This window comes from Acinetobacter sp. 809848 (assembly GCF_000581275.1).
GTDB lineage: Bacteria > Pseudomonadota > Gammaproteobacteria > Pseudomonadales > Moraxellaceae > Acinetobacter > Acinetobacter pittii.
Map to the genome: position 1 here is coordinate 1 of NZ_JEXG01000116.1, position 2,047 is coordinate 2,047.

General features: G+C 39.5%; 2 protein-coding genes and 1 tRNA gene. 2 read left to right on the forward strand and 1 reads right to left on the reverse strand.

Features of this window, described 5'->3' with window-relative positions:
* On the forward strand, positions 1–995 hold a 995-nt coding region (cysS, locus tag J536_RS24035), incomplete at its 5' end, for a cysteine--tRNA ligase (RefSeq protein ID WP_032064097.1).
* 63 nt (positions 996–1,058) lie between these two features.
* Positions 1,059–1,134, forward strand: a tRNA-Gly gene (locus J536_RS24040).
* A gap of 167 nt (positions 1,135–1,301) precedes the next feature.
* Here J536_RS24040 and J536_RS24045 read toward each other — a convergent pair.
* Positions 1,302–2,047, reverse strand: a 746-nt coding sequence (locus tag J536_RS24045; protein ID WP_212750238.1) for a 4'-phosphopantetheinyl transferase family protein, incomplete at its 5' end; no start/stop codon positions are given.

The following is a 2,047-nucleotide window of genomic DNA, read 5'->3' on the forward strand; positions in this document are numbered from 1 at the left end:
ATGTTTATTTTGAAGTGACCAAATTTGAAAAATATGGTCGCCTCTCTGGCCGCAAGCTGGATGATATGCAAGCTGGTGCAAGTGAACGTGTCGATGTAGAAGTTGAAAAGAAACATCCTTTTGACTTTGTACTTTGGAAACATGCAAAAGAAAACGAACCATCTTGGGCATCTCCTTGGGGTAATGGTCGTCCGGGTTGGCACATCGAATGTTCTGCAATGTCAACTTGCTGCTTAGGCAATCACTTTGACATTCATGGTGGTGGTTCAGATTTAATGTTCCCACACCATGAAAATGAAATTGCTCAAAGTGAAGCTTCAACTGGCGAGCAATATGTGAACTATTGGATGCATGTTGGCTTTATTAACGTTGATGGTGAAAAGATGTCTAAATCTTTAGGCAACTTCTTCACGATTCGTGACGTGATGGAGAAGTTCCACCCTGAAGTGATTCGCTACTTTATTGTGTCTTCACACTATCGTAGTCCTGTGAACTTTTCTGATGTAGCGCTTAAAGAAGCAAAAACTTCTTTAACTCGTTTCTATCATTCATTTAAAGCTTACCAACAAGTGTATGGTCAAAAGACAACTGAAACGCTTGATCAAAGTTTTATTGAACGCTTTAACAACGCAATGTGTGACGATTTCAATACGGCTGAAGCAATGGCAGTATTGTTTGAACTCAACAAAGAGTTAAACCGTGCTGTAAAAGAAGAGCAAGCTGACCAAGCGACTGTGCTTTATTCGACTTTACGTCACCTCACCAACATTTTAGGTTTGGTACAGCACAATGTAGATGATTTCTTAAAATCAGATATTGGACAAGAAGCGCTTGCTTTGTCTGATGCTGAAATTGAAGATTTCATTCAACAACGTGTTGATGCGAAAAAAGCTAAAGACTTTGCGAAAGCAGATGGTATTCGTCAGTCTTTGCTCGACCAAGGTGTGGTACTTGAAGATACGCGTCAAGGTACAGTGTGGCGTCGTGCTGATTAAACGTTCAATTAGATCACAAGAGTGTTGACACTTTAATGAAACACTCTATAATGTGCTCACATTGCGGGAATAGCTCAGTTGGTAGAGCATAACCTTGCCAAGGTTGGGGTCGCGAGTTCGAGTCTCGTTTCCCGCTCCAAATTTAAAAGGCCCTAGTCGAAAGACTGGGGCTTTTTTCTTTTTATCGACCCATGATTTTACGTTCTATCGATTCACAGCATATTCATTCTGAGAATAGCTCAGCTCAAGGCCGAGTATTTCATTGATAGACTCAGATTTTTAAACCAGTAATTGTTTCGAGTTAATCTAGTTATATTTGCAGGGTATTGGTGTTATCCGATGCGTAGATATAAAGGGTAATGATTGAAAACAATCCAAGTTAAAGCGCTCTAGACTACATCTTTGTTGTAAACAGATAGAAAAGATGAAGTTATGATCATAGACATAGCTTTGGAAATAATATTCTTCTGCCTTTTGAATATCACGAGTTGAATCGAGAAACTCTATATGTTCAGCTAACACATGAAAGTTGAGCTTCTTTAAATGACGACTCATTCCTTCGCCAGTACATTTAATATAGGATTCTTTTAAGGTCCATATTTGAAAAAACCGTTGATATACAGTGGATGGATCAATCCTTTCATTTTCCTGAATCCATTCAATTTCACTTGGCGCTAACACACTATCGACACGCATCCAATCGAACTCACGGTCCAGCCGTTCAACATCAACTCCTATTTCTCCTTTTTCAGTCACCGCAAGAACAATAACGTCTGCTGAATGACTAAGATTGAAATAAACAGCTTTACTACCTTGTATAAAAGGTTTGCCGTTAGGTTGTAATTGAATGTTGACCTCATGGGGTGAAATACCCAACTTATCTGCTAAAACAGACTTCGTTAACACACGAGAAATTAAGAAAAGTCGTGCAGCATGAGGATGATATTGATCATATCTCAACTTTTCTGCCGCATTGAGAAAGCTGAGATAATGACTCAACATGAGATGGTTTTGTGGCACGCGTGAAACCGGGCAGACATACACCTGTACTT